Origin of the sequence: Pseudomonas jinjuensis, assembly GCF_900103845.1 — a bacterium.
In the GTDB taxonomy this organism is placed as follows: domain Bacteria; phylum Pseudomonadota; class Gammaproteobacteria; order Pseudomonadales; family Pseudomonadaceae; genus Pseudomonas; species Pseudomonas jinjuensis.
Genome location: NZ_FNIJ01000010.1, coordinates 74,804 through 99,027 on the forward strand (window position 1 = coordinate 74,804; position 24,224 = coordinate 99,027).

The following is a 24,224-nucleotide window of genomic DNA, read 5'->3' on the forward strand; positions in this document are numbered from 1 at the left end:
TTGGTGAGCGAGGAGGGGATGCCAGCCGGTCATTCAGCGGATATGCACATAGGTGCCTGGCGCCGCCTCCATCGCCGGGTACTCGGCGTTGCCCAGCTCGAAGCTGACCGGGCGGCGCTCGCCGGAGCGCTCCTGCAGCCATTCCAGCCACAGCGGCCACCAGCTGCCTTCGTGGCGCTGGGTGTCGTAGTACCAGGCGCGCGGGTCCCCGCTCAGCTTGCCGTTCTCGAAGAAGCAGGCCTTGGGATTGCCGGGCGGGTTGAGGATCGCCTGGATGTGCCCGCTGTTGGACAGCACGAAGCGCTTGTCGCCGCCGAGCAGCAGGGCGGAGCGGTAGACCGAGTCCCAGGGCGTGATGTGGTCGGTGATACCGGCGACGTGGAAGCTGTCCACCGCCACCTTCTGCAGGTCGATCGGCGTGCCGTTGACTTCCATGGCCCCCGGCCGGTTCAGCGGGTTGTGCTTGAAGAAGTCGAGGAAGTCGCCGTGCAGCGCGGCGGGCAGCCGGGTGTTGTCGTTGTTCCAGTAGAGGATGTCGAAGGCCGGCGGCTGCTTGCCGAGCAGGTAGTTGTTGACCCAGTAGTTCCAGATCAGGTCGTTGGGGCGCATCCAGGCGAATATCCGCGCCATGTCGCGGCCATCCAGCACGCCCTGCTGGTAGGAGCGGCGCTTGCTGCTTTCCAGGGTCTGCTCGTCGGCGAACAGCGCCGCCGGGCTTTCCACGTGGCTGTCGAGCAGGCTGACCAGGTAGGTGGCGCTGGCGATCTTGCGCAGCTGCCGGCGCGCCTGCAGGTGGCCCTGCAGCGCGGCCATGGTCAGGCCGCCGGAGCAGGCGCCCAGCAGGTTGACGCTGCGGCTGCCGCTGATCGAGCGGCAGGCCTCGATGGCCTGGTCCACAGCCTTGACGTAGGTCGACAGCCCCCATTCGCGGTGGCGCGCGTCGGGGTTGCGCCAGCTGACGATGAACAGCTGGATGTTGTTCTTCAGCGCGTACTGCACGAAGCTCTTTTCCGGCGACAGATCGAAGATGTAGTACTTGTTGATCTGCGGCGGCACCACCAGCAGCGGCCGGGCGTGCAGGTACTCGCCCAGCGGCTTGTACTGGATCAGTTCGAGGACGTCGTTGCGGAACACCACCGCGCCCGGCGTGGCGGCGAGGTTGCGGCCGACCTCGAAGGCGTTCCTGTCCACCTGGCTGGGCATGCCGCCGTTGTGGCGCAGGTCGCCGAGCAGATGGCGCATGCCCTTGAACAGGCTCTTGCCGCCGGTGTTGAACAGCTCCTTCACCGCCAGCGGGTTGGCCAGGCTGTTGGACGGCGACATCGCGTCGGTGAACTGCGACAGCAGGAAGCGCGAGCGTGCGCGGTCGTCCTTGTCCAGGTCGCTCTCGTCGATCCAGGCGAGCAACTGCTGCTGCCAGGCCAGGTAGCCCTGCAGGGTGCGCCGGTACAGCGGGTTGAGCCGCCACGACGGGTCCTGGAAACGCGCGTCCTGTGGATTGGGCTGCAGCTCCGAGTCGCCCAGCATCACCTTGCCCATCTGCTTGCCCAGCGCCGCCAGGTGCCGCGCGCTGTGCAGCGGCTGGCGCACGCCCTGCAGGGCGAGCAGGCGCACGGTGGACAGCAGGTCCTTGCCGCGCAGGCCGACGATGGCGTTCTGCGCATTCATGAATTCGGTCGGGGCAGGGACTTTCCCGGGCTGGGGTTTTTCGCGCATGGGCAGCTCTCCATGAAGGGACAGTCGTCATGCGGGTGCAGCAAGGGCTGTACCAGAATGCGCGGACGCGCCTCGCAGCGCGCCGCGACCAGAGTGGACATCCCCGCGTTCACCCGGCTCATGAACGATCGAGGATGCCTGCGCACCATTACGATGCGATGACTGCCGGGGCCGTCCATGGTGGTGCGCTGTTGCCCGGGCGACAGCGGATCGACAGTCAGCCGGCCTTGGGCACGAACGGCCGCGGGTGCATCACCGCGCGCTGCCGCTCCTCGGCGAGGAACTTCATGATGATCGGCGCCACCGTTTCCGCGCGGGTGATGAGGAACAGGTGGCCGTCGTCGATCACGTGCAGCTCGGCGTTGGGAATGCGCCAGGCCAGCAGGCGCATGTTGACCAGCGGGATGATCGGGTCGTCGTCGCCGGCCAGCACCAGGGTCGGCTGGCGGATCTTGTGCAGCCAGTGGAAGCTGGTCCAGCCGAAGCCGGCGAACAGCTGCCAGTAGTAGCCGAGCTTGCCGCCGGAGCGCACCTTGCTGGCGAAGGCCAGGGCCAGCTTCGGGTCGCGGCGGAAGCCGCCGCCGTAGATGTCCGGGGCGATGCGCGCGCCGTAGGACGGCTGGATGTAGCGCCGCGGGCTGGCCATGCGCATGAGCACCTTCGGCTTGCCCGGCAGCATCACCGCGCCGGCGGCGGTGGCGGCGAGGATCAGCTTCTTGCAGCGCTCCGGATAGTCGTGGGCGAACTGCTGGGCCAGCGCGCCGCCCCAGGACACGCCGATGGCGGTGACCTGGCCGTAGTCCAGGTAGTCGAGCATGCGCGCCACCAGCCTGGCCAGGCCGGGGAAGCGGTACGGCACGCTCGGCGTCGACGAGCCGCCGACGCCGGGCACGTCGAAGGCGATCACTTCCAGGTCCGGATCGAGTGCGGCGACGAAGGGGAACACCAGCTCCAGGTTGGCGCCGATGCCGTTGAAGATCAGCAGCGGGCTCATGTGCGCCTTGCCCGGGCGGACCGCGGTGCGGATGCTCTGCCCGTCGAGGTTGATGGTGCGGAAGATGAACGGCTGCGGGGCGATGCCGGATTTCACCGCGGCCGGCTCGCCATTGGTTCTTTTTCGTGTGCGCGGCGTGGCCGGGCCGGCAGCGCTGTAGTTCGCTGCCGGCCCTGCGCCATCGTTGGCCATGCTGGTTTCGCTGGGCATTTCTGTCTTCATCGTTCGTGCACGTAGGTTCCGGGGGCAGCCTCGGCGGCAGGGAAGGCGGCGCTGCCGAGGCTGGCCGGCGCGTCCCTGAGGGCACCGGAGCGTTCGGTCATCCACGCCTGCCAGTGCAGCCACCAGGAGTCGGCATGCTTGCTGGAGTTTTCCTGCCAGGTCTTCGGATCGGCCGAGAGGTCGGGGCCGGTCATGAACCGCGCCTTGGGGTTGCCCGGTGGGTTGAGGATGCTCTGGATGTGCCCGCTGTTGGAGAGGATGAACTCGCACTTGCCGCCGAGCAGACGCGCCGAGCGGTAGCAGGCTTCCCAGGGTGTGATGTGGTCGTTGAGGCCGGCCACGCAGTAGAAATCGCAGGTGACCTGCTTCAGGTCGATCGGCGTGCCGCTCACCTCCAGCGCGCCCGGGCGCGCCAGCGGGTTGCTCTTGAACATTTCCACCAGCTCGCCGTGCAGCGCGGCGGGCAGGCGGGTGGTGTCGTTGTTCCAGAACAGGATGTCGAAGGCCGGCGGCTCGTTGCCGAGCAGGTAGTTGTTGACCCAGTAGTTCCAGATCAGGTCGTTGGGGCGCATCCAGGCGAACACCTTGGCCATGTCCCTGCCTTCCAGCACGCCGGCCTGGTACGAGCGGCGCTTGGCGGTTTCCAGGCTCTTCTCGTCGGCGAACAGCGCGACCTGGGTGTCCAGCTCGAAGTCGAGCACGCTGACCATCTGGGTGAAGGCGTTGACCTTGTGCTCGCCGAGGGCGGCGTAGTGACCGAGCAGGGTGACCGTGGCGATGCCGCCGGAGCAGGCGCCGAGCATGTTCAGGTCCGCGCTGCCGGTGATGTCGAGGACCGCGTCGACCGCTTCCTTGAGCGCCTCGATGTAGGTGGTCAGGCCCCATTCGCGCTGCGCCTTGGTCGGGTTGCGCCAGCTGACGATGAAGGTCTGCAGATTGCTGCGCAGGGCGAAGCGCGCCAGGCTCTTCTCCGGCGACAGGTCGAACACGTAGAACTTGTTGATCTGCGGCGGCACCACCAGCAGCGGCCGCTCGTGCACCGATGCGCCGGTCGGCTGGTACTGGATCAGCTCCAGCACGTCGTTGCGGAACACCACGGCACCCTCGGTGGTCGCCAGGTTCTTGCCGACCTCGAAGGCGTCCATGTTCACCTGGCTGGGCATGCCGCCGTTGTTGACCAGGTCCTTGGCCAGGTGGGTGAGGCCGTCGAGCAGGCTCTTGCCGCCGGTCTCGAAGAAGCGCTTGACCGCAGCCGGGTTGCTCAGGGTATTGGTCGGCGCCATGGCCTCGGTCAGCAGGCTGATGATGAACTGGCCGCGGCCGACGTCTTCCGGCGGCAGGTCGCTGCGGGCGATCCAGTTCTGCAGTTCGCCGCGCCAGGCCAGGTAGGTCTGCATGTAGCGGCGGTACAGGGGGTTCTGGCTCCAGGCCGGGTCGGCGAAGCGGCGGTCGTCGTTGGTTGGCCGCAGCTCCGAGGTGCCGAGCAGGACGTTCTTCAGCTCCAGGCCGAAACGGGTGACGTGCCTGGCGCTGTGCAGCGGCTGCTTCACCGCCTGCAGCAATACCATGCGGGCAGAAGTCAGCAGGTCCTTGCCGCGAATGCCGATCACGGGGTTGAGGTTCAATGTGTTTTCCGCGGCCTGCTGGGACAATCCGTTGTTGCTCTTCTGGGTCATGGGCGATGCTCCAAAGTCCTGAGACCAATACTGGCGGAGTTGCACCTCGATGCCAGGTACTGCTCGGGTTTGATGGACGCGAAGCGGTCTCCGCGCATTCATCGCTTGGCTGGTCGCTGTTGCCCGGGAAACAGCTGTGCACCGTTTTCGAACCGGGGCAACGGCGACGCCGCGCAAGCGGATTCAGCACCGACCCGTCGGGAAAGTATGGCGTGGCGGATTAGAAAGCGCTTTCTAGAGTGGGCGCGGATCGATCCTTCACGGCGGGATTTCCGCGGCGGGCCGGGCTGGCTTCAGTTTCCGCGGGAAATGTTGCAAATGACGTGCCCTGCGGGAGATGCGGGCAGAAGAAGGGGATGACCCGTCGGTCGGGTTTCAGAGCATGAGTTTCACGACCGACTCGTTCGGGTCGCGGGATTTTCCGGCTTTTTCCAGCTCGGCGAGATAGTCGGCCCACAGCTCTTCCTGGCGCGTGCACAACTGGTAGAGGTAGTCCCAGGTGTACAGGCCGCTGTCGTGGCCGTCGTCGAAGGTCAGCTTGAGCGCGTACTGGCCGGCCGGCTCGAGGGCGTTCAGGCCGACGTTGATCTTGCCGTACTGCAGGATCGGATTGCCGTGGCCCTGCACTTCCGCCGAGGGCGAATGCACGCGGAGGAATTCCGCGCTCAGGCTGTAGCGCTCGCCCGGGGCATATTCCAGCTCCAGGGTCTTCGAGGCTTTGTGCAGCTTGATGGCGGTGGGAATACGCATGGGCAAGATCCGGAGGGTGGGCCTGTAGGAGCCAGCTTGCTGGCGATCCCCGCAACAGCGAAAGCATCGCGAGCAAGCTCGCTCCTACATGTCTGAATGCTGGAAACCGCTTTTGGCTTCCAGCTGCTCTTAAAGGATATACCGCGACAGGTCTTCGTCCTGCGCCAGTTCGCCCAGGTGGCCGTTGACGTAGTCGGCGTCGATGCGGATCGGCTGGCCGTCGTGCTTGCTCGCCAGGTCGGCGGCGTCGAACGAGACTTCCTCCAGCAGACGCTCCAGCAGCGTGTGCAGGCGGCGCGCGCCGATGTTCTCGGTCTTCTCGTTGACCTGGTAGGCGATCTCCGCCAGGCGCTTGATGGCGTCCGGGGCGAATTCGATGTCCAGGCCCTCGGTCTTCAGCAGCGCGCTGTACTGCTCGGTCAGCGAAGCGTGCGGCTCGGTGAGGATGCGCTCGAAGTCGCCCGGGGTCAGGGCCTTGAGCTCGACGCGGATCGGCAGGCGGCCCTGCAGTTCCGGCACCAGGTCGCTCGGCTTGGACAGGTGGAACGCGCCCGAGGCGATGAACAGGATGTGGTCGGTCTTCACCATGCCCAGCTTGGTGTTCACCGTGCAGCCCTCGATCAGCGGCAGCAGGTCACGCTGCACGCCCTCGCGGGAGACGTCGGCGCCGCCGGCGTTGGCGCGCTTGGCGATCTTGTCGATCTCGTCGAGGAAGACGATGCCGTTCTGCTCCACCGCTTCCAGGGCGCGGCCCTTGAGGTCTTCATCGTTGACCAGGCGCTGCGCTTCCTCGTCGCGGATCAGCTTCATCGCCTCGGCGACCTTCAGCTTGCGGGTCTTGCGCTTGCCCTTGCCCATGTTGGAGAACAGGTTCTGCAACTGGCTGGTCATCTCCTCCATGCCGGGCGGGGCCATGATTTCCACGCCCGCCGGGACGTCGGCGACCTCGATGTCGATTTCCTTGTCGTCCAGCTGGCCTTCGCGCAGGCGCTTGCGGAACAGCTGGCGGGTGTTGGAATCCTCGCGCTGCGCCGGCTCGTCGCCGAAGCCGGTTGTGCGCGCCGGCGGCAGCAGGGCGTCGAGGATGCGTTCCTCGGCGGCGTCCTCGGCGCGGTACTTCACCTTCTGGATTTCCTGCTCGCGGAGCATCTTGATCGCGGCATCGGCGAGATCGCGGACGATGGATTCCACGTCGCGGCCGACATAGCCGACCTCGGTGAACTTGGTCGCTTCCACCTTGATGAACGGCGCATTCGCCAGGCGCGCCAGGCGGCGGGCGATCTCGGTCTTGCCGACACCGGTCGGGCCGATCATCAGGATGTTCTTCGGCGTCACCTCGGCGCGCAGCTCGGCGGGCAGCTGCATGCGCCGCCAGCGGTTGCGCAGGGCGATGGCCACGGCGCGCTTGGCGTCGTCCTGGCCGATGATGTGGCGGTTGAGTTCGTGAACGATCTCGCGGGGAGTCATGGACATTTTTAGAGGTACTCCGAAGCGACAACGCCTCAAGCGGCGCTGTCCAGCTCCTCAATGGTGAGATTCTGGTTGGTGAACACGCAGATCGAGCCGGCGATGTTCAGGGCGGTCTCGGCCACTTCGCGGGCGGAGAGCTTGTCGTTGTGCTGCAGCAGCGCCATGGCCGCGGCCTGGGCGAAGCCGCCGCCGGAGCCCATGGCGATCAGGCCGTGCTCGGGTTCGACCACGTCGCCGTTGCCGGTGATGATCAGCGAGGCGTCCTTGTTGGCCACCGCCAGCATGGCTTCCAGGCGGCTCAGGGAACGGTCGGTGCGCCAGTCCTTGGCCAGCTCGACGGCGGCGCGGACCAGATGGCCCTGGTGCTTCTCGAGCTGCTGCTCGAAGCGTTCGAAGAGGGTGAAGGCGTCGGCGGTGGCGCCGGCGAAACCGGCCAGCACTTCACCGTGGTACAGGCGGCGGACCTTCTTGGCGTTGCCTTTCATCACGGTGTTGCCCAGGGAAACCTGGCCATCGCCGCCCATGACGACCTTGCCGTGGCGGCGTACAGAAACGATTGTGGTCAAGGGGATTACTCCACACAGCGGGGCGAATTGCCCGAATGCAGAGTCAGATGGGGATGAGGTGGGGCGGGTTCAAGTCCTCGGCCGACGAGCGCGAGAATTTGTCCCGCCCTGGCGATTGGCCTGCAATTGCAGGGCGGGTGCAACCCGCCGAATTCGCGTTGCCGAAGGGAATGGCGGGTTGCACCCGCCCTACCCGGGGAGGCTCAGCGGCTCCGTCGCTGTTGTAACAGCACGTTGCCGAAGCCGTTGGAGGACAGCTGCTTCTGTGCCTGGGAGACCTTGCTGCGGTCGCTGAACGGGCCGACCATCACCCGGTACCAGACCTCGTCGCGCACCGTGCCGGATTCCACCCGGGCCATCTGGCCGAGCATGCTGATCTGCGCGCGTACGCGCTCGGCGTCGGTCTGCTTGCGGAACGAGCCGGCCTGCAGGAAGTACTGGGTGGACGCCACGGCAGCCGGCGCCGCCGGCTTGCTGGCCGCCGCCTGCTGTGGCTGCGACTGGGCCGGTGCGGCCGGCTTGACCACCGCCGGGGGCGGCGGGGTCTGTCCGCTGAGGGCGGCGAGGGCGCGCTGGGTGTCGATCTTCGCCGCTTCCTCGGGCGTCGCCACCACGGTCGGCGGCGGAACCGGCGGCTGGGCGGGTGCCTGCGGCTTCACCGGCACCGCTTCCGGCGGCACCACCACTTCCGAGCCCGGCAGCAGGGTGTAGAAGTCGTACTTCGGCTTCACCGCCACCGGGGCCGGCGGCTGCGCCGGCTTGTTCTGGCCGACCGCCGGCTTCTGCTGCTCCGGCTTTTCCCGGCGCACTTCATCGCGTCCCGGCTCCAGCTTGGTGAGGAACATGATGAAGCCGCCGATGGCGAGGCCGGCCACCAGCCAGACCCAGCCGGGCACCGACGAATTGCGCGCCGGCGGCTGGTAGCGGCTGGCGCCGCGCTTGGGAGCGGGTTTCTTCTTCGCCATGGATGCTTACATGCGCTCCAGGGTTTCCAGGCCCAGCAGCTCCAGGCCCTGCTTGAGGGTGCGGCCGGCGAGGGCGGCCAGCTTCAGGCGGCTTTCCTGCTGCGCCGGGGTTTGGGCGGCGAGGATCGGGCAGTTCTCGTAGAAGCTGGAGAACAGACCGGCCAGCTCGTAGAGGTAGGAGCAGAGGATATGCGGCACGCCCTTCTGCGCGACGTTATTGAGCACGTCGCCGAACTGCGCCAGCTGCGCGGCCAGGGCCTGCTCCTGCGGCTGTTCGAGGACGATCCTGCCGGTGGCTTCGTCGAAGCTCTTGCCCAGCTTGCGGAAGATGCTCGCCACGCGGGTGTAGGCGTACAGCAGGTAGGGCGCGGTGTTGCCCTCGAAGCTGAGCATCAGTTCGAAGTTGAAGCTGTAGTCGCTGGTGCGGTGCTTGGACAGGTCGGCGTATTTCACCGCGCCGATGCCCACGGCGCGGGCGATCTGCCGCAGCTCGGCCTCGTCCAGCTCGGCGTTCTTGGCTTTCACCAGGGTGTAGGCGCGCTCCTCGGCCTCTTCCAGCAGGTCGATCAGCTTCACCGTGCCGCCGTCGCGGGTCTTGAACGGGCGGCCGTCGGCGCCGTTCATGGTGCCGAAGCCCATGTGCTCCAGGTCCATGCCGGCCGGGACGAAACCGGCGCGGCGGGCCACTTCGAACACCTGCTGGAAGTGCAGGGCCTGGCGCTGGTCGACGAAGTACAGCACGCGGTCGGCGTGCAGCTTCTGGTGGCGGTAGCGCATGGCGGCGAGGTCGGTGGTGGCGTAGAGGTAGCCGCCGCCGGCCTTCTGCACGATCACCGGCAGCGGGTTGCCTTCGGCGTTCCTGAATTCTTCGAGGAACACGCACATGGCGCCGTCGCTCTCGACCAGCATGCCCTTGGCGGTGAGGTCGGCGACCACGTTGGCCAGGTCGTCGTTGTAGGCGCTCTCGCCCTTCACGTCGGCCATGGTCAGCTTCACGCCGAGACGGTCGTAGACCTGCTGGCAATGCGACAGGGAAATTTCGTTGAAACGGGTCCACAGGCGCATGCACTCGGCGTCGTTGGCCTGCAGCTTGACCACCAGTTCGCGGGCGCGGTCGGCGAATTCCGCGGACTCGTCGAAGCGCTTCTTCGCCGCGCGGTAGAAGACTTCCAGGTCATGCAGTTCGGCCTGGGCGTTCACCGGCTGCTCTTCCAGGTAGGCCAGCAGCATGCCGAACTGGGTGCCCCAGTCGCCCACGTGGTTCTGGCGGATCACGCTGTCGCCGAGGAATTCGAGAACGCGGGCCACGGCGTCGCCGATGATGGTCGAGCGCAGGTGGCCGACGTGCATTTCCTTGGCCAGGTTCGGCGAGGACAGGTCGACCACCACGCGCTGCGCCGGGCCGTTCTTGCGCACGCCGAGATGGTCGTCGGCGAGGGCGGCGTCGAGGCTGTCGGCCAGCCAGGCTTCGTCCTGGAAGAAGTTGAGGAAGCCGGGGCCGGCGATTTCCACCTTGGCCACCTGCGGGTGCGCGGGCAGCGCCGCCTGCAGCTTGCCGGCCAGGTCTCGCGGCTTCTGTGCGGCCGGCTTGGCGAGCATCAGGGCGATGTTGCTGGCGTAGTCGCCATGCACTCGATCCTTGGTGGTTTCCACCTGGATATCGGGCGTGAGGCCGGCGGGCAGGGTGCCGTCCTCGGTCAGGCGGGCGAGGGCTTGCTGGATCAGCTGGCGGATGGTGTCTTTCATCTCGTGTCTCCGTCATCGCGCCGAGTGGGCGGGCGACCGGTTGTCTGGCTCAGAACCGCGCATTATGGGTGCCCGTGGGGCACAGCGGCAAGTTGGAAGCTTAAGGCTACAAGCTCAGGGCGTACCGCGCCTTGATCTCGGGCCGGCTAGAACAAATCGATCGGGTCCACATCCAGCGACCAGCGCACCTGCCGGCCGCCGGGGAGCTGTTCGAGCATCTGCAGCCAGGGCGTCAGCAGGCGGTGCAGCGGCGCGCGGGCGCTGCCGGACAGCAGCAGCTGGGCGCGGTGACGGCCGGCGCGACGTTCCATCGGCGCCGGCACCGGGCCGAGCAGTTCCACCTCGTGGCCGAGGCTGGCCTGGAGGTTTTCCGCCTCCATGCAGGCGGCGTCGAGGAAGGCTTCGGCCTGGCCCGGCTTGTGCGCCTCGGCGCGCAACAGGGCGAGATGGGCGAAGGGCGGCAGGCCGGCGGCGCGGCGCTCGCTCAGGGCCTGCTCGGCGAAGGCGAAGTAGCCCTGCTCGGTGAGCTGCACCAGCAGCGGGTGGTCGGCCAGGTGCGTCTGGATCAGCACGCGGCCCGGTTCCTCGGCGCGCCCGGCGCGGCCGGCGACCTGGACGATCTGCTGCGCCATGCGCTCGCTGGCGCGGAAGTCGGCGGAAAACAGCCCGCCGTCGGCGTCGAGGATCGCCACCAGGGTGACCCGCGGGAAATGGTGGCCCTTGGCGAGCATCTGGGTGCCGACCAGGATGCACGGCTCGCCCTTGTTGATGGTGGCGAACAGGTCGCGCATGGCGTGCTTGCGCGAGGTACTGTCGCGGTCGATGCGCAGCACCGGATGCTTCGGGAAGAGGATATTCAGGCGTTCCTCGGCGCGCTCGGTGCCGGCGCCGACCGGGCGCAGGTCGAGCATTCCGCACTTCGGGCACTTGCGCGGCGGGCGTTGGCGCTGGTCGCAGTGGTGGCAGCGCAACTCGCCGGAGCCCTGGTGCAGGGTCATGCGCGCATCGCAGCGCGGGCACTGGCTGATCCAGCCGCAGTCGTGGCAGAGCAGGGTCGGGGCGAAGCCGCGGCGGTTGAGGTAGACCAGCACCTGCTGGCCGGCCGCCAGGGTTTCGCCGATGGCGCGCTGCAGCGGCATGGAGATGCCGGCGTCCAGCGGCAGGCTCTTCACGTCGAGGCGCTGGAACTTCGGCTGGTGCGCGCCGCCGGCGCGCTGGTTCAGGCGCAGCAGGCCGTAGCGGCCGCTCTGCGCGTTGTGCAGGCTTTCCAGCGCCGGCGTCGCGGAGCCGAGCAGGATCGGCACGTTTTCCAGGCGCGCGCGCACCATGGCCAGGTCGCGGGCGTGGTAGCGCAGGCCTTCCTGCTGTTTATAGGAGGCGTCGTGTTCCTCGTCGATGATGATCAGCCCCGGATTCTTCAGCGGCGTGAACAGCGCGGAGCGGGTGCCGATGACGATGTCCGCCTCGCCGTCGCGCGCCGCCAGCCAGGCGTCGAGGCGCTCGCGGTCGGTCAGCGCCGAATGCAGCAGGGCGATGCGCGCGTTGAAGCGGCGCTCGAAGCGCGCCAGGGTCTGCGGACCGAGGTTGATCTCCGGGATCAGCACCAGCGCCTGGCGGCCGGCTTCCAGGGCCTGGTGGATCAGTTGCAGGTAGACCTCGGTCTTGCCGCTGCCGGTGACGCCGGCCAGCAGATAGCTGCGGAAGCTGCCGAAACCGGACTTCACCGCCTCGAACGCGGCGCGCTGCTCGGCGTTGAGCGGCAGTTCGGCCTGCGCCAGCCAGCCGCCATGGTGCTCGATGGGCGCCTGGCGGCGTTCTTCCAGGCTGACCAGGCCCTTTTCCTGCAGCAGGTCGAGGCTGTCCTTGTTGATCTGCAACTGACCCAGCAGTTCGTGGGAGACGCCGTGGGGATGCTGCAGCAGGACCTGCAGCGCCTGGCGCTGGCGCGGTGCGCGGGCCAGCCGCGGGTCTTCCGGGCGGGCGCCGGGCTCCGCGTGCCAGAAGCGCTGCAGCCGCGCCTCGGCCGGTTCGCCCTGGCGCAGCAGGTTGGGCAGCGCCCAGGACAGCGTGTCGCCGAGGCTGTGCTGGTAGTACTGGGCGGTCCAGCGGCACAGTTCGAGCAGGTGTGCCGGCAATGGCGGCTCGCGGTCGAGCACGGCCAGCGCCGGGCGCAGCTTGTCTTCCGGCACTTCGGAATGCTCGACCAGTTCCACCAGCACGCCGACGATCTCGCGCTTGCCGAACGGCACCCGCAGGCGCACGCCGGGGTGCAGGTGGCGGATGTCGATCCCGCGCGGCGGCAGGTAGTCGAACAGCCGGCGCAGCGGCGAGGGTAGGGCGAGGCGCAGGATGCTGGGCTGGGGCACGCGGCGGATTCCGTGGCGGCGGGGACCGGCGATCTTAGCACGCTGGTGGCGACGGTCGGTCGCAGCTGCAGCTTGCATGGACGTGGGTGTCTGGTATGATCCACGCCCTTAATTTACGTGCGGTGCCCGGTAAAGATCCCGCCCTCGGTCCTCCGATGACCGTGGCTCGGCTTCTGCCAGAGACTGGGTGGCGGCACACCATGAGCCAGAGGAAATCAGCATGAAACCGGAAATCCATCCCGCGTACGAAGAAATCGAAGCCACCTGCAGCTGCGGCAACGTGATCAAGACCCGTTCGACCCTGTGCAAGGGCATCCACCTGGACGTCTGCTCCGAGTGCCACCCGTTCTACACCGGCAAGCAGAAAGTGGTCGACACCGGTGGCCGTATCGATCGCTTCAACCAGCGCTTCGCCATGTTCGGCAAGAAGTAAGAGCGATTTCCGGGAGGATCGATATGGTTCTTCACGGTCTTGCGAAAAAGGCGCCCCTCGCGGGCGCCTTTTTTATTGCCGTGGTTTTTTCCAGCGTGGCCAGCGCCGCGACCTGCAGCGCACCGCGTACGCCGGACAGCGTGCGGGTGGCGCGGGTGGTGGACGGCGACACGCTGAAGCTCGCCGATGGCCGCAGCGTGCGTCTGATCGGCGTCAACGCCCCGGAACTGGCGCACCATGGCCGCTCGGCGGAGCCCTTCGCCGAACAGGCGCGGCGGCGTCTGGAGCAACTGGTGTCGGCCAGCGGCGGCGAGGTCGGGCTGGTTCCCGGCCGCCAGGGCAAGGACCGCTACGGACGCATCCTGGCGCATGCCTTCGACCGCTCCGGCAGCAATCTGGAAGCGCAACTGCTCGGCGACGGCCTCGGCTACCTGGTCGCGGTGGCGCCGAATACCGATCTCACTGCCTGCCAGCAGCAGGCCGAACGCGAGGCGCGCGGCGCCGGACGCGGGCTGTGGAAGAACCCGCCGGTGCAGGACGCGGCTGCGCTGAAGCAGAGCGGCTTCGCCGTGGTGCGCGGGCGGGTCGCGGAAGTCCAGCGCAATCGCGGCGGGCTGTGGATCGAGCTGGATGGGCCGCTGGTGCTGCGCGTCGAGCCGAAGCTGGTGTCGCGCTTCGCCGGCGGCGACCTGCGCGGGCGCATCGTCGAGGCGCGCGGCTGGGTGATTGACCGCGCCGAGCGTGGCGGCGTAAAACCGGGACAGGCACGCTGGATGCTGCCGCTCACCGATCCGGCCATGCTGGAGGTCCTGCCATGACGAAAAGGCTGCTGTTGCCCCTCTGCCTGCTGGCCCTGGCCGGCGTGCTGGGCGGCTGCGCGGTCAACCCGGCCACCGGCAGGACCGACTTCGTCATGATGAGCGAGAAGGACGAACTCGCCCTCGGCAAGCGCTACAGCCAGGAAGTCCTCAAGCAGTTTCCGCGCTACCCCGACGAGAAGCTGCAGGCCTACGTGCAGCAGGTCGGCGAGCGGGTCGCCCGGGCCAGCGATCGCGCCAACCTGCAGTTCCAGTTCACCGTCATCGACACGCCGGACATCAACGCCTTCGCCGTGCCCGGCGGCTACATCTATATCCACCGCGGCCTGCTCGCCTACCTCAATTCCGAGGCGGAACTGGCCGCCGTGCTGGGCCACGAGATCGGCCACGTCACCGCCCGCCACAGCGTGCGCCAGCAGAGCCAGTCCACTGCCTGGAACGTGCTCGGCCAGGCCATCGCCATCGGCACCGGGGTCGGCGCCGCCGGCGACCTGACCAACGTGCTCGGCACCACCGTGGTGCGTGGCTATGGCCGCGACATGGAGCTGGAAGCCGACGGCCTAGGCGCCAGGTACCTGGCCCGCGCCGGCTACGACCCCACCGCCATGATCCAGGTGGTGCGCGTGCTGAAGAACCAGGACGACTACGCCCGCGAGCAGGCGGTGAAGAACGGCGAGCCGGTGGAAGCGCCGGGTTATCACGGTCTGTTCGACACTCACCCGGACAACGACAAGCGCCTGCAGCAGGTGCTCGGCCCGGCGCGTGCGCTGGCGACCGGGCAGCAGGAGGTGGGCCGCGAGCGTTTCCTCAGGCAGATCGAGGGCATGCCGTTCGGCGATTCCGAATCCACCGGCATCCTTCACGGGCGCAACTTCTACCATGGCGAGCTCGACTTCACCCTCCGCTATCCCGCGGGCTGGGGCGTGCTCAACCAGCCCGCCGCGCTGGTCGCCTATACGCCGGACAAGCAGGCCTATATTGGTATGAAGCTGGTGCAGCGCGACTCCCGGCTGAGCCCGATGGAGTACCTGCGCAAGGGCGCAGGTGGCCGCCTGGTGGAAGAGGAGAGCCTGCAGCAGTCCGGCCTGGAAGGCGCCACGGCGGTGGTGCCGGGGACTCCGGCGCGGCGCATCGCGGTGATCTACCAGCAGCAGCGCGCCTACCTGTTCGTCGCTGCGGTCAAAGGTCGCGCCTCGCTGGAAAGCCAGGACGGCAATTTCCTCCAGGTGATTCGCAGTTTCCGGCCGTTGAAGCCTGAGGAGCGTCAGCTGGCGAAACCGCAGCGGCTGGCGCTGGTCCAGGCGAAGCCCGGGCAGACGCTGGAGCAGCTGGTCGACAAGTCTGGATTGTATACAGTTTCTACCTTAAGATTGTTGAACGACCTGTATCCAGATGGTCAGCCAAAAGCCGGGGAGTGGCTGAAAGTCATACGATAAGAGTATTGACAGCCTGCCTGTAGTTCACTTGTGCAGGCGTGCACTTCTTGCGTATGCTCGGTCGCCCGTCATGTCCAACAAGCAATAATGCGGAAGTGCCCAAATGTCTGATCTGAAGACAGCTGCTCTCGAATACCACGCTCAGCCCCGCCCCGGAAAACTCAGCGTCGAGCTGACCAAGCCGACCGTAACCGCCCGCGACCTGTCGCTGGCGTACAGCCCGGGTGTCGCCGAGCCGGTACGCGAGATCGCGCGCGATGCCGAGCTGGCCTACAGCTACACCGGCAAGGGCAACCTGGTTGCAGTAATTTCCGACGGTACCGCGATCCTCGGCCTGGGCAACCTCGGCCCGCTGGCCTCCAAGCCGGTCATGGAAGGCAAGGGCGTGCTGTTCAAGCGCTTCGCCGGTGTCGACGTGTTCGACATCGAAGTCGACGCGGAAAGCCCGCAGGCCTTCATCGATACCATCAAACGCATTTCCATCACCTTCGGTGGCATCAACCTGGAAGACATCAAGGCGCCGGAGTGCTTCGAGATCGAGCGTGCGCTGATCGAACAGTGCGACATCCCGGTGTTCCACGATGACCAGCACGGCACCGCCATCGTCACCGCCGCCGGCATGCTCAATGCCCTGGAAATCGCCGGCAAGAAGCTGGAAGAGGCGAAGATAGTCTGCCTCGGCGCCGGCGCTGCCGCGATCTCCTGCATGAAGCTGCTGGTCAGCATCGGCGCCCGGGTCGAGAACATCTCCATGGTCGACCGCAAGGGCGTGATCCATGCCGGCCGTGACGACCTCAACCAGTACAAGGCGGTGTTCGCCAGCGAGACCGAGAAGCGCACCCTGTCCGACGCCCTGGAAGGCGCCGACGCGTTCGTCGGCCTGTCCGGCGCCAACCTGCTGGGCGCCGAGGACCTCGCGCGCATGGCGCCCAACCCGGTGGTCTTCGCCTGCTCCAACCCGGACCCGGAGATCAAGCCGGAACTGGCCCACTCCACCCGCAACGACGTGATCATGGCCACCGGCCGTTCGGACTACCCGAACCAGGTGAACAACGTGCTCGGCTTCCCCTTCATCTTCCGCGGTGCCCTGGACGTGCGCGCCACCCGCATCAACGAGGAAATGAAGATCGCCGCCGCCTACGCCCTGCGCGACCTGGCCAAGCAGCCGGTGCCGAAGGAAGTCTGCGAGGCGTACAACGTCAGCCATCTGGAATTCGGCCGCGAGTACATCATTCCGAAGCCGATGGACCCGCGCCTGATCACCGTGGTTTCCGATGCCGTGGCCAAGGCCGCCATCGAGACCGGCGTGGCGACCCTGCCGTATCCGAAGCACTATCCGCTGCAGTCGGTGGAAGACGTGTTCAAGGGCTGATTTTTCGGCCTCCCAGGAAAACCCCGCTTCGGCGGGGTTTTCTTTTTTCGCGGGCATGGCCCTACACGGTTCATTTATCGTTCCCACCCGGGAGCGTGGGAACCATGAAACACCGGTTCGTTGAAGTGATCGCCCGCCCCGGCACACTCGCTCCATGAAGCGCCGCCGCTCTTCGTAGGAGCGAGCTTGCTCGCGAACGAACCCCGCTGCGGGGCTGGGGTTCGCGAGCAAGCCCGCTCCTGCAGATTCGGCGGACAGGCGCGCGGGAACGATGGGCGGCAGGCCCTCAGGCGGAGAAAGCTATGCTGTGCAAAGGCACATCCGCTTTTTCGAGGCAGCGATGCGCCGCCAGGCCAGGAGGCACGCGATGCTCAGCTTCATCCAGCGCTGCTGTTTCGCCCTGCTGCTCTCGCTGTTCGCGGCGGGTGCGTCGGCTGCCGGTGCGCCGGTGGTGGTGCTGAGCGTGGACGGCGCCATCGGCCCGGCGACGTCCGACTACCTGGTGCGCGGCATCGCCCGGGCGGCGGAGGAGAAGGCGCCGCTGGTGGTGATCCGCATGGACACCCCCGGCGGGCTGGACAGCTCGATGCGCGAGATCGTCAAGGCGATCCTGGTCAGCCCCGTCCCGGTGGTCGGCTACGTGGCGCCCGGCGGGGCGCGGGCGGCCAGTGCCGGCACCTACATCCTCTACGCCTGCCACGTGGCGGCGATGGCGCCGGGAACCAACCTCGGCGCGGCGACGCCGGTGCAGATCGGCGGGCCGCCGGACATGCCCGACTCGCCGGACGAGAAGAAGGACCGCAAGCCGGCGGACACCGACGAAACCCTCAAGCGCAAGCAGATCAACGACGCGGCGGCCTACATCCGCGGCCTCGCCCAGCTGCACGGGCGCAATGCCGAGTGGGCCGAGCGCGCGGTGCGCGAGGCGGTCAGCCTGTCCGCCGGGGATGCGCTGAAGCAGAAGGTGATCGACGTGGTGGCGCCGGACCTGCCGCTGCTCCTGCAGATGCTCGACGGGCGCACGCTGAAGGTGCTCGGCAACGAGACGAAGCTCGCCACCGCCGGCGTGCCGACGGTGGAGCGCGAGCCGGACTGGCGCACGCGCCTGCTGGCGGTGATCACCAATCCCAGCGTGGCGCTGATCCTGATGATGATCGGCGTCTACGGGCTGATCTTCGAGCTGGCCAACCCCGGCATGGCGTTGCCCGGCGTGCTCGGCGGCATCTGCCTGCTGCTCGGCCTGTATGCCCTGCAACTGTTGCCGGTGAGCTACGCCGGGATGGGGCTGATCCTGCTCGGCCTGATGTTCATGGTCGGCGAGGCCTTCGTGCCCAGTTTCGGCATCCTCGGCATCGGCGGCGTCGTCGCCTTCGTGATCGGCGCGCTGATCCTGGTGGACACCGATGTCCCGGGCTTCGGCATCCCGCTGGCGCTGATCGTCGGGATCGCCACGGTCAGCGCGCTGTTCATCGGCGGCATCGTCGGCGTGGCGGTGAAGGCGCGACGACGCGTGGTCGTCAGCGGCGCGGCCGGGCTGGTGGGCAGCCTGGCCACGGTGAGCGCCGTGGCCGAGAACGACCACAGCGGCTGGATACAACTGGAAGGCGAGCAATGGCAGGTGGATTCCGCGGAACCGCTGAGCGCCGGCCAGCGCGTCCGGGTGCTGGGGCGCAATGGCCTGCGCCTGGAGGTGCGGGCCGTGGACGAAACGGGAGGTGAGTGATGGGTGTTCCATTCGGACTGCTGGTGACGCTGGTCCTGCTGGCGATGCTGATCGCCAGCGCCCTGCGCATCCTGCGCGAATACGAGCGCGGCGTGGTGTTCCAGCTCGGCCGCTTCTGGAAGGTCAAGGGGCCGGGGCTGGTGCTGGTCATCCCGGTGGTGCAGCAGATGGTCCGCGTCGACCTGCGCACCGTGGTGCTCGACGTGCCGCCGCAGGACGTGATCTCCCGCGACAACGTCTCGGTCAAGGTGAACGCGGTGGTGTACTTCCGCGTGCTCGACCCGCAGCGGGCGATCATCCAGGTGGAGAACTTCCTCGTCGCCACCAGCCAGTTGGCGCAGACCACCCTGCGCGCGGTGCTGGGCAAGCACGAGCTGGACGAGATGCTCGCCGAGCGCGAACGGCTCAACGCGGACATCCAGAAAGTGCTCGATGCGCAGACCGATGCCTGGGGGATCAAGGTCGCCAACGTCGAGATCAAGCACGTCGACATCAACGAATCCATGGTCCGCGCCATCGCCCGCCAGGCCGAGGCCGAGCGCGAGCGGCGGGCCAAGGTGATTCACGCCGAGGGCGAGCTGCAGGCCTCCGAGAAGCTGATGCAGGCCGCGGAAATGCTCGGCCGCCAGAACGGCGCCATGCAGCTGCGCTACATGCAGACGCTCAGCTCCATCGCCGGCGACAAGAACTCAACCATCGTCTTCCCCATGCCCATCGACCTGCTCAAGGGGCTGCTCGAGGACAACGGCAGGAAAGACCGGGAATGAAGCAGGGCACAGGTGACGGCGCCCTGGACACCGGCTTCTAACCCCGTCGATCATCGGAGTCGGGATTTCGCAGGGATGGAAAAGTGAAGATGGTTCTGCGTGGGCTGTGCCTGTTCCTTGCAATGCTGCTGTCCGCCGCGTCGCTCGCCGATACCCTGCGCATGGCCGGCGGGCGCTGGCCGCCGTTCGCCGATACGCGCATGCCCGGCAACGGCTTCTGCGTGGAACTGGTCAGCCAGGCGCTGCAGCGCGCCGGCTTCGCCAGCCAGTACGCCGAGGTACCCTGGCCGCGGGCGCTGCAGGGCGTGCGCAAGGGCGACTACGACATAGTCGTCGACGCCTGGTACAACGCCGAGCGCGAGTCCTACGCGGCGTATTCCCGGCCCTACCTGACCAACCGCGTGCGCCTGCTCAAGCGCAAGGGCTCGCCGATCACCTTCGGACAGCTGTCCGATCTTTACCCGTACCAGATCGCCGTGGTGCGCGGCTACAGCTATGCGGCGGAGTTCGACGGCGACCCGCGGCTGCGCAAGGTGGAGGTGCGCAGCTTCGCCAACGCCGCGCGCATGCTGCACGCCGGGCGGGTCGACCTGACCCTGGAGGACGAACTGGTCGCCCGCCACCGGTTGAACACCGAGTTGCGCCCGTTGCAGGACGACCTGGAGTTCCTGCCGGGAGCGCTGGCGGAGAAGGAGCTGTACATCATGGTCAGCCGCAGCAATCCGCGATACGCGGAAATCCTTGCCGGCTTCGACCAGGCGATCCGCGAGATGCGTGCGGATGGCAGCTACGAGGCGCTGCTGCGCGCCTACGGTCTCTGAAGCGCGTCACTCGTTGCGCTTGAGCAGGTGCGCCGCCAGCGAGCGCAGCGGCGCCAGCTGCCGGCAGATCAGCGCCAGCTGGCTCTGCACCAGGCGGTGCGCGTCGTCCTGTTCCTCCGGCAGCTGTTCCAGGCGCCCGGCCAGTTCCTCCTCCTCGTCGCTGTGCACCTCCACCGGACGCTTCTCGGCCAGGCGCAGGGCGATCTCGTCGAGGCTGGCGCTCAGGCGCTGCGCGGCTTCGCCGATCAGCCCGTCGCTCGGGGCGGTGGGCAGTGCGTCGCGGTGCGCGCCGAGGGCCGACAGGTAGCCGAGCAGGGTGTGCGAGAGCACCAGGAAGCGGAAGCCGAGTTCCGCGTCCCTGCGGAAGTGCCCCGGCTCCAGCAGCATGTTCGACAGGGTGGTGGAAAGCGTCGCGTCGGCGTTGTGCGCGTTGCGCCGGGCGATGCGGTAGGCGAGGTCGTCGCGCTTGCCGCTGGCGTACTGCTGCATGATCTCGCGCAGGTAGCGGCTGTTGCAGGCGATGCTGTTGCCGAACAGCGCGTGCAGGCGGCGGCCCTGCCAGTCCGGGAGGATCAGGAACACCGCCAGGCCGGCGATCAGCGCGCCGAGGAGGGTATCGAACAGGCGCGGCAGGATCAGCCCGTAGCCGTTGCCCACCTGGTTGAAGCAGAGCAGCACCAGCAGGGTGATCGCCGCCGTGGCCAGGGTGTAGCGCGTGCTGCGGGTGGCGAAGAAGGCGACTCCGGCGGCCACCGCCAGCAGCGACTGCAGCAGCGGCTGCGGGAACAGGTCGATCAGCGCCCAGCCGGCCACCAGCCCGCCCAGCGTGCCGAGAATCCGCTGCACCAGGCGGATGCGCGTGGCGCCGTAGTTCGGCTGGCAGACGAACACCGTGGTCAGCAGGATCCAGTAACCCTGGGTCGGATGGATGGTGTGCAGCAGGGCGTAGCCGGCGGTCAGCGCCAGCGCCAGGCGCAGGGCGTGGCGGAAGATCAGCGAGGTCGGCGTGAGCTGCTGGCCGAGGCGCCCCCAGGCTTCCTTCAGCGAATGCGGCGAGCGGTCGAGCAGGGCGCTGTCCTGTTCCTCGGCCAGCGCGTCGGGGTTGCTCGCATCGCGCAGCTTGTGGTCCAGCGTGGTGAGGTTGCCGGCCAGCGCGCCGAGGGAACGCAGCAGCCCGCGCCACTCCGGCCTGCCCTGTTCGCGCAGGTAGCCCAGCGAGGCCTGCAGGTCGGCCAGGGTCTGCTCGCTGTCGTGGTAGTCGAACGGCTGGCGCAGCTGGATCGCCCGCGCCAGCGCGCGGCAGGCCTTGCCCTGCTGGTTGAGCAGGCGCTGGCAGCGGAACAGCACGTCACTGTGGAAGAACGCCTCGGCCAGCCGGTTGTACGGGTGGTGCGAGGAACTGGCGCGCTCGTGGATGTCCTGGGCGATGAAGTAGAGCTTGAGGTAGCGGCCGATCTTCGGTCCCGGCCGGCCGTGGCCGAGGCGGGCGAGGATGGTTTCCTTGGTCTGGTTGAGCGCCACCACCAGCCTGCCGTTCTGCCGCGCCAGGGCCAGGCGCCGGCCCTCCACGTCGAGCTGGCGCAGCGGTTCGAACAGGGTCGACTTGATCTTCAGGTATTCGCCCAGCTCGAAGAACAGCCGCGCCAGGCTCTGCTGCACCGGCTGGTTGGCGAAGGCCGCGTTCCACAGCACCGACAGCAGGCCGTACCAGGCGGCGCCGGCGAGCAGCAGCAGGGGCTCGCGCCAGAGGTCGCCGGTGGCGCCGCCGCGCTGGTCGACGCCGATCATGGTGTAGATCGACAGGATCAGGGTGGCCGAGGCGATCGCCGCATAGCGTTCGCCGAGGGCGCCGAGCAGTTGCATGGAGAAGGCCGCCAGCGCCAGCCCGGCGGCGAATGCCCAGGGATAGGGGAACAGCAGCTCGACGGCGAGGGAGGCGAGGGCGAAGCAGAGCAGGGTCACCAGCAGCGCGTTGAGGCGGCCGAGCCAGTGGTCGTCGGTCTCCGCCAGGGCGCTGGCGATCACCCCGAGGAACAGCGGGATGATCAGCTCCAGGTCATCGAGATACCAGCAGACCGCCATCACCCCGCTGAGCGCGACGAGCACCCGCAGGCTGTAGGCGAACTTGTCCAGCGCCCAGAGGCGCCGCAGGGACTGGAACAACGGGGAGGACTGCATGTGCGACGGGGACTTCCGGATGTCTCCCGGTCAGACTAGCGGATCGGCAGGGCGGCGTCTCGCTTGCGTATTCGTGGCGAGTTGCACCCTGCGCCGCTGAGGGGGGATTCGTTCGCGAGCAAGCTCGCTCCTACGAAAAGCGCGACCGTCCCCCGTAGGAGCGGGCCATGCCCGCGACCCGCCGCGATGCGCGCGCATGGCGCGCTCCTGCAGGGTGGAAGTCTTCAGCATCCCGGAATCAGAGAATCCGCGCCTTGAACGAACGCCCCTTGATCCGTCCTTCGAGGAAGTGCTTCAGCGCCGGCTTGGCGAGATCGCGCTGCACGGCCACGTAGCTCTGGAAATCGAAGATGGCGATCTTGCCGATGGCGCTGCCCGGCAGCCCGGCCTCGCCGGTCAGGGCGCCGAGGATGTCGCCCGGGCGCAGCTTGTCCTTGCGCCCGCCGGCGATGCTCAGGGTGGTCATCGGCGGCAGCAGCGGCGCCGGGTTGGCGCTGAGGAAGTCGATGCGCTCCCAGTTCAGCGGCGCCTTCTGCAAATCCTCGATGGCCTGCGCGCGGCTGGCCTCGGCCGGCGCCACCAGGGACAGCGCCAGGCCCTTCTCGCCAGCGCGGCCGCTGCGGCCGATGCGGTGGATGTGCACCTCCGGATCGCGCGACAGCTCGACGTTGATCACCGCTTCCAGGGCGGCGATATCCAGGCCGCGGGCGGCCACGTCGGTGGCGACCAGCACGCTGCAGCTGCGGTTGGCGAACATCGCCAGCACCTGGTCGCGCTCGCGCTGCTCCAGTTCGCCGTGCAGGGCGAGGGCGGAAATCTTCTGCGCTTCCAGGTGCGCCGCCAGTTCCTGGCACTGCTGGCGGGTGTGACAGAAGGCCACGCTGGATTGCGGGCGGAAGTGCTGCAGCAGGCGCACCACGGCATCCATGCGCTGGCGCGGCTCGATCTCGTAGAAGTGCTGCTCGATCTGCGAGTCGTCGTGCAGCGATTCCACCTCGACCCGCAGCGGATCGCGGAGGAACTTCGCCGCCAACTGGCCGATGCCTTCCGGGTAGGTGGCGGAGAACAGCAGGGTCTGCCGGCGCGCCGGGAGCTGGCCGATGATGTCGGCGATGCTGTCGTGGAAGCCCATGTCGAGCATGCGGTCGGCTTCGTCGAGCACCAGGGTGTTGAGGCCGTCGAGCTTCAGGGTGCCCTTGCGCAGGTGTTCCTGGATGCGTCCCGGGGTGCCGACCACCACGTGCGCGCCGTGCTCCAGCGAGCCGATCTGCGGGCCGAAGGGCACGCCGCCACACAGGGTCAGCACCTTGATGTTGTCGGCGGCGCGGGCCAGGCGGCGGATTTCCTTGGCGACCTGGTCGGCCAGCTCGCGGGTCGGGCACAGCACCAGCGCCTGGCAGCCGAAGTAGCGCGGATTCAGCGGGCTGAGCAGGCCGATGCCGAAGGCGGCGGTCTTGCCGCTGCCGGTCTTGGCCTGGGCGATCAGGTCGCGGCCCTTGAGGATCGCCGGCAGGCTCTGCGCCTGGATCGGGGTCATTTCCCGATAGCCGAGGGCATCGAGGTTGGCCAGCAGGTCGGCGGAAAGCGGGAGGCTGGAAAAAGCGGTGGAAGTCACGGCGGAAAACCTGGGGGAGCGTCTGGGCGCGCAGTGTAGCAGGCATGCGGCTCCGGGGCCCGTCGGCCGGGGCCTGCGCCGACCGTCAAGCTGTAGGAAAAAGGCCACTCGTCAGAAATGTCGGAAATCCTCAATCGCGGATTTTTATCCAGATTCGCTTTCCTGAATTTTTTATCGTAGAGTGCATGCACTGTGTTTGCATGGGTCGCCGTCGATCGTGACCTGATGCGGTCGGTTCTTCCACCCCGTCCTGCTCGACTCCTTGTAACTCCTTGCAACTCAGTTCCTGTCACATGCGTGGCTTATCAATACCTATGTTCCAAGGAGAACAAAATGTCGAATCGTCAGAACGGCACCGTCAAGTGGTTCAACGAGACCAAAGGCTACGGCTTCATCACCCCGGAAAGCGGCCCGGACGTCTTCGTTCACTTCCGTGCCATTGAAGGCCATGGCTTCAAGACCCTGGCCGAAGGCCAGAAAGTCAGCTTCGAAGTCGTGCAGGGCCAGAAAGGCATGCAGGCCGAGCGCGTTCAGGTGATCAACTAAGATCCCCTAGGCGTTGCCAGAAACCCCGGATGGAAACATCCGGG

The 24,224-nt window shown here is 67.5% G+C and carries 19 protein-coding genes; 8 read left to right on the forward strand and 11 right to left on the reverse strand.

What is annotated here, in order from left to right:
- Window positions 1-33 precede the first annotated feature (33 nt).
- The 9 genes from phaC (BLR75_RS15450) to BLR75_RS15490 all read right to left on the reverse strand — a co-directional run bounded on the left by phaC (BLR75_RS15450) (window position 34) and on the right by BLR75_RS15490 (window position 12,471).
- Window positions 34-1,716 carry a class II poly(R)-hydroxyalkanoic acid synthase gene (gene phaC / locus BLR75_RS15450; protein ID WP_084312885.1) on the reverse strand — a complete coding sequence of 561 codons (1,683 nt, stop codon included), beginning with the start codon at window positions 1,714-1,716 and terminating at the stop codon, window positions 34-36.
- A 217-nt stretch (window positions 1,717-1,933) separates the two neighbouring features.
- Window positions 1,934-2,920, reverse strand: coding sequence for a poly(3-hydroxyalkanoate) depolymerase (gene phaZ, locus BLR75_RS15455; protein ID WP_371858130.1), 987 nt, complete (start codon window positions 2,918-2,920; stop codon window positions 1,934-1,936).
- An 8-nt stretch (window positions 2,921-2,928) separates the two neighbouring features.
- A complete protein-coding gene (phaC, locus tag BLR75_RS15460) occupies window positions 2,929-4,608 on the reverse strand; it encodes a class II poly(R)-hydroxyalkanoic acid synthase (protein ID WP_084312881.1) in 1,680 nt (559 codons plus the stop codon).
- 375 nt (window positions 4,609-4,983) lie between these two features.
- Window positions 4,984-5,358 carry a gamma-butyrobetaine hydroxylase family protein gene (locus tag BLR75_RS15465; RefSeq protein WP_084312879.1) on the reverse strand — a complete coding sequence of 125 codons (375 nt, stop codon included), beginning with the start codon at window positions 5,356-5,358 and terminating at the stop codon, window positions 4,984-4,986.
- 129 nt (window positions 5,359-5,487) lie between these two features.
- The gene (hslU, locus tag BLR75_RS15470; RefSeq protein WP_084312878.1) at window positions 5,488-6,831 is read right to left on the reverse strand and encodes an ATP-dependent protease ATPase subunit HslU; all 1,344 of its coding nucleotides are present in this window, start codon (window positions 6,829-6,831) and stop codon (window positions 5,488-5,490) included.
- A 29-nt stretch (window positions 6,832-6,860) separates the two neighbouring features.
- On the reverse strand, window positions 6,861-7,394 hold the full coding sequence (hslV, locus tag BLR75_RS15475; RefSeq protein WP_084312876.1) for an ATP-dependent protease subunit HslV: 534 nt from the start codon (window positions 7,392-7,394) through the stop codon (window positions 6,861-6,863).
- A gap of 203 nt (window positions 7,395-7,597) precedes the next feature.
- On the reverse strand, window positions 7,598-8,359 hold the full coding sequence (locus BLR75_RS15480; protein ID WP_084312874.1) for an SPOR domain-containing protein: 762 nt from the start codon (window positions 8,357-8,359) through the stop codon (window positions 7,598-7,600).
- A gap of 6 nt (window positions 8,360-8,365) precedes the next feature.
- Window positions 8,366-10,105 carry an arginine--tRNA ligase gene (gene argS, locus BLR75_RS15485; RefSeq protein ID WP_084312872.1) on the reverse strand — a complete coding sequence of 580 codons (1,740 nt, stop codon included), beginning with the start codon at window positions 10,103-10,105 and terminating at the stop codon, window positions 8,366-8,368.
- A gap of 146 nt (window positions 10,106-10,251) precedes the next feature.
- Window positions 10,252-12,471: a primosomal protein N' gene (locus BLR75_RS15490; protein ID WP_084312870.1), complete on the reverse strand. Its 2,220-nt coding sequence runs from the start codon at window positions 12,469-12,471 to the stop codon at window positions 10,252-10,254.
- A 220-nt stretch (window positions 12,472-12,691) separates the two neighbouring features.
- Here BLR75_RS15490 and rpmE point away from each other — a divergent pair, with 220 nt between their 5' ends.
- The 7 genes from rpmE (at window position 12,692) to BLR75_RS15525 (ending at window position 19,841) form a co-directional block, all read left to right on the forward strand.
- A complete protein-coding gene (gene rpmE / locus BLR75_RS15495) occupies window positions 12,692-12,904 on the forward strand; it encodes a 50S ribosomal protein L31 (protein ID WP_084312868.1) in 213 nt (70 codons plus the stop codon).
- A gap of 23 nt (window positions 12,905-12,927) precedes the next feature.
- On the forward strand, window positions 12,928-13,722 hold the full coding sequence (locus BLR75_RS15500) for a thermonuclease family protein (protein WP_084312866.1): 795 nt from the start codon (window positions 12,928-12,930) through the stop codon (window positions 13,720-13,722).
- Window positions 13,719-15,158, forward strand: a complete 1,440-nt coding sequence (locus tag BLR75_RS15505; protein ID WP_084312864.1) for a M48 family metalloprotease — start codon at window positions 13,719-13,721, stop codon at window positions 15,156-15,158. The genes BLR75_RS15500 and BLR75_RS15505 overlap by 4 nt, the downstream gene beginning before the upstream one ends.
- Before the next feature lie 103 nt (window positions 15,159-15,261).
- Window positions 15,262-16,530 (forward strand): malic enzyme-like NAD(P)-binding protein, encoded by a 1,269-nt coding sequence (locus tag BLR75_RS15510; protein ID WP_084312862.1) that lies wholly within the window; start codon window positions 15,262-15,264, stop codon window positions 16,528-16,530.
- Window positions 16,531-16,897: 367 nt separating this feature from the next.
- Window positions 16,898-18,253, forward strand: coding sequence for an NfeD family protein (locus BLR75_RS15515; protein ID WP_084312860.1), 1,356 nt, complete (start codon window positions 16,898-16,900; stop codon window positions 18,251-18,253).
- Entirely contained in the window at window positions 18,253-19,020 is a 768-nt protein-coding gene (locus BLR75_RS15520; RefSeq protein ID WP_084312859.1) for a slipin family protein, read from the forward strand. Before BLR75_RS15515 ends, BLR75_RS15520 begins: the two co-directional genes overlap by 1 nt.
- Window positions 19,021-19,109: 89 nt before the next feature.
- A complete protein-coding gene (locus BLR75_RS15525) occupies window positions 19,110-19,841 on the forward strand; it encodes a substrate-binding periplasmic protein (protein ID WP_084312857.1) in 732 nt (243 codons plus the stop codon).
- 6 nt (window positions 19,842-19,847) lie between these two features.
- Here the strand turns inward: BLR75_RS15525 and yccS are convergent, their stop codons facing one another.
- Together yccS and dbpA are read right to left on the reverse strand one after the other, a co-directional pair.
- The gene (gene yccS, locus BLR75_RS15530) at window positions 19,848-22,019 is read right to left on the reverse strand and encodes a YccS family putative transporter (protein ID WP_084312855.1); all 2,172 of its coding nucleotides are present in this window, start codon (window positions 22,017-22,019) and stop codon (window positions 19,848-19,850) included.
- A 238-nt stretch (window positions 22,020-22,257) separates the two neighbouring features.
- Window positions 22,258-23,634, reverse strand: coding sequence for an ATP-dependent RNA helicase DbpA (gene dbpA, locus BLR75_RS15535; RefSeq protein WP_084312853.1), 1,377 nt, complete (start codon window positions 23,632-23,634; stop codon window positions 22,258-22,260).
- Window positions 23,635-23,967: 333 nt separating this feature from the next.
- Between dbpA and BLR75_RS15540 the strand changes: the two genes are divergently transcribed.
- Window positions 23,968-24,180: a cold-shock protein gene (locus BLR75_RS15540; RefSeq protein ID WP_009615451.1), complete on the forward strand. Its 213-nt coding sequence runs from the start codon at window positions 23,968-23,970 to the stop codon at window positions 24,178-24,180.
- Window positions 24,181-24,224: the final 44 nt, after the last annotated feature.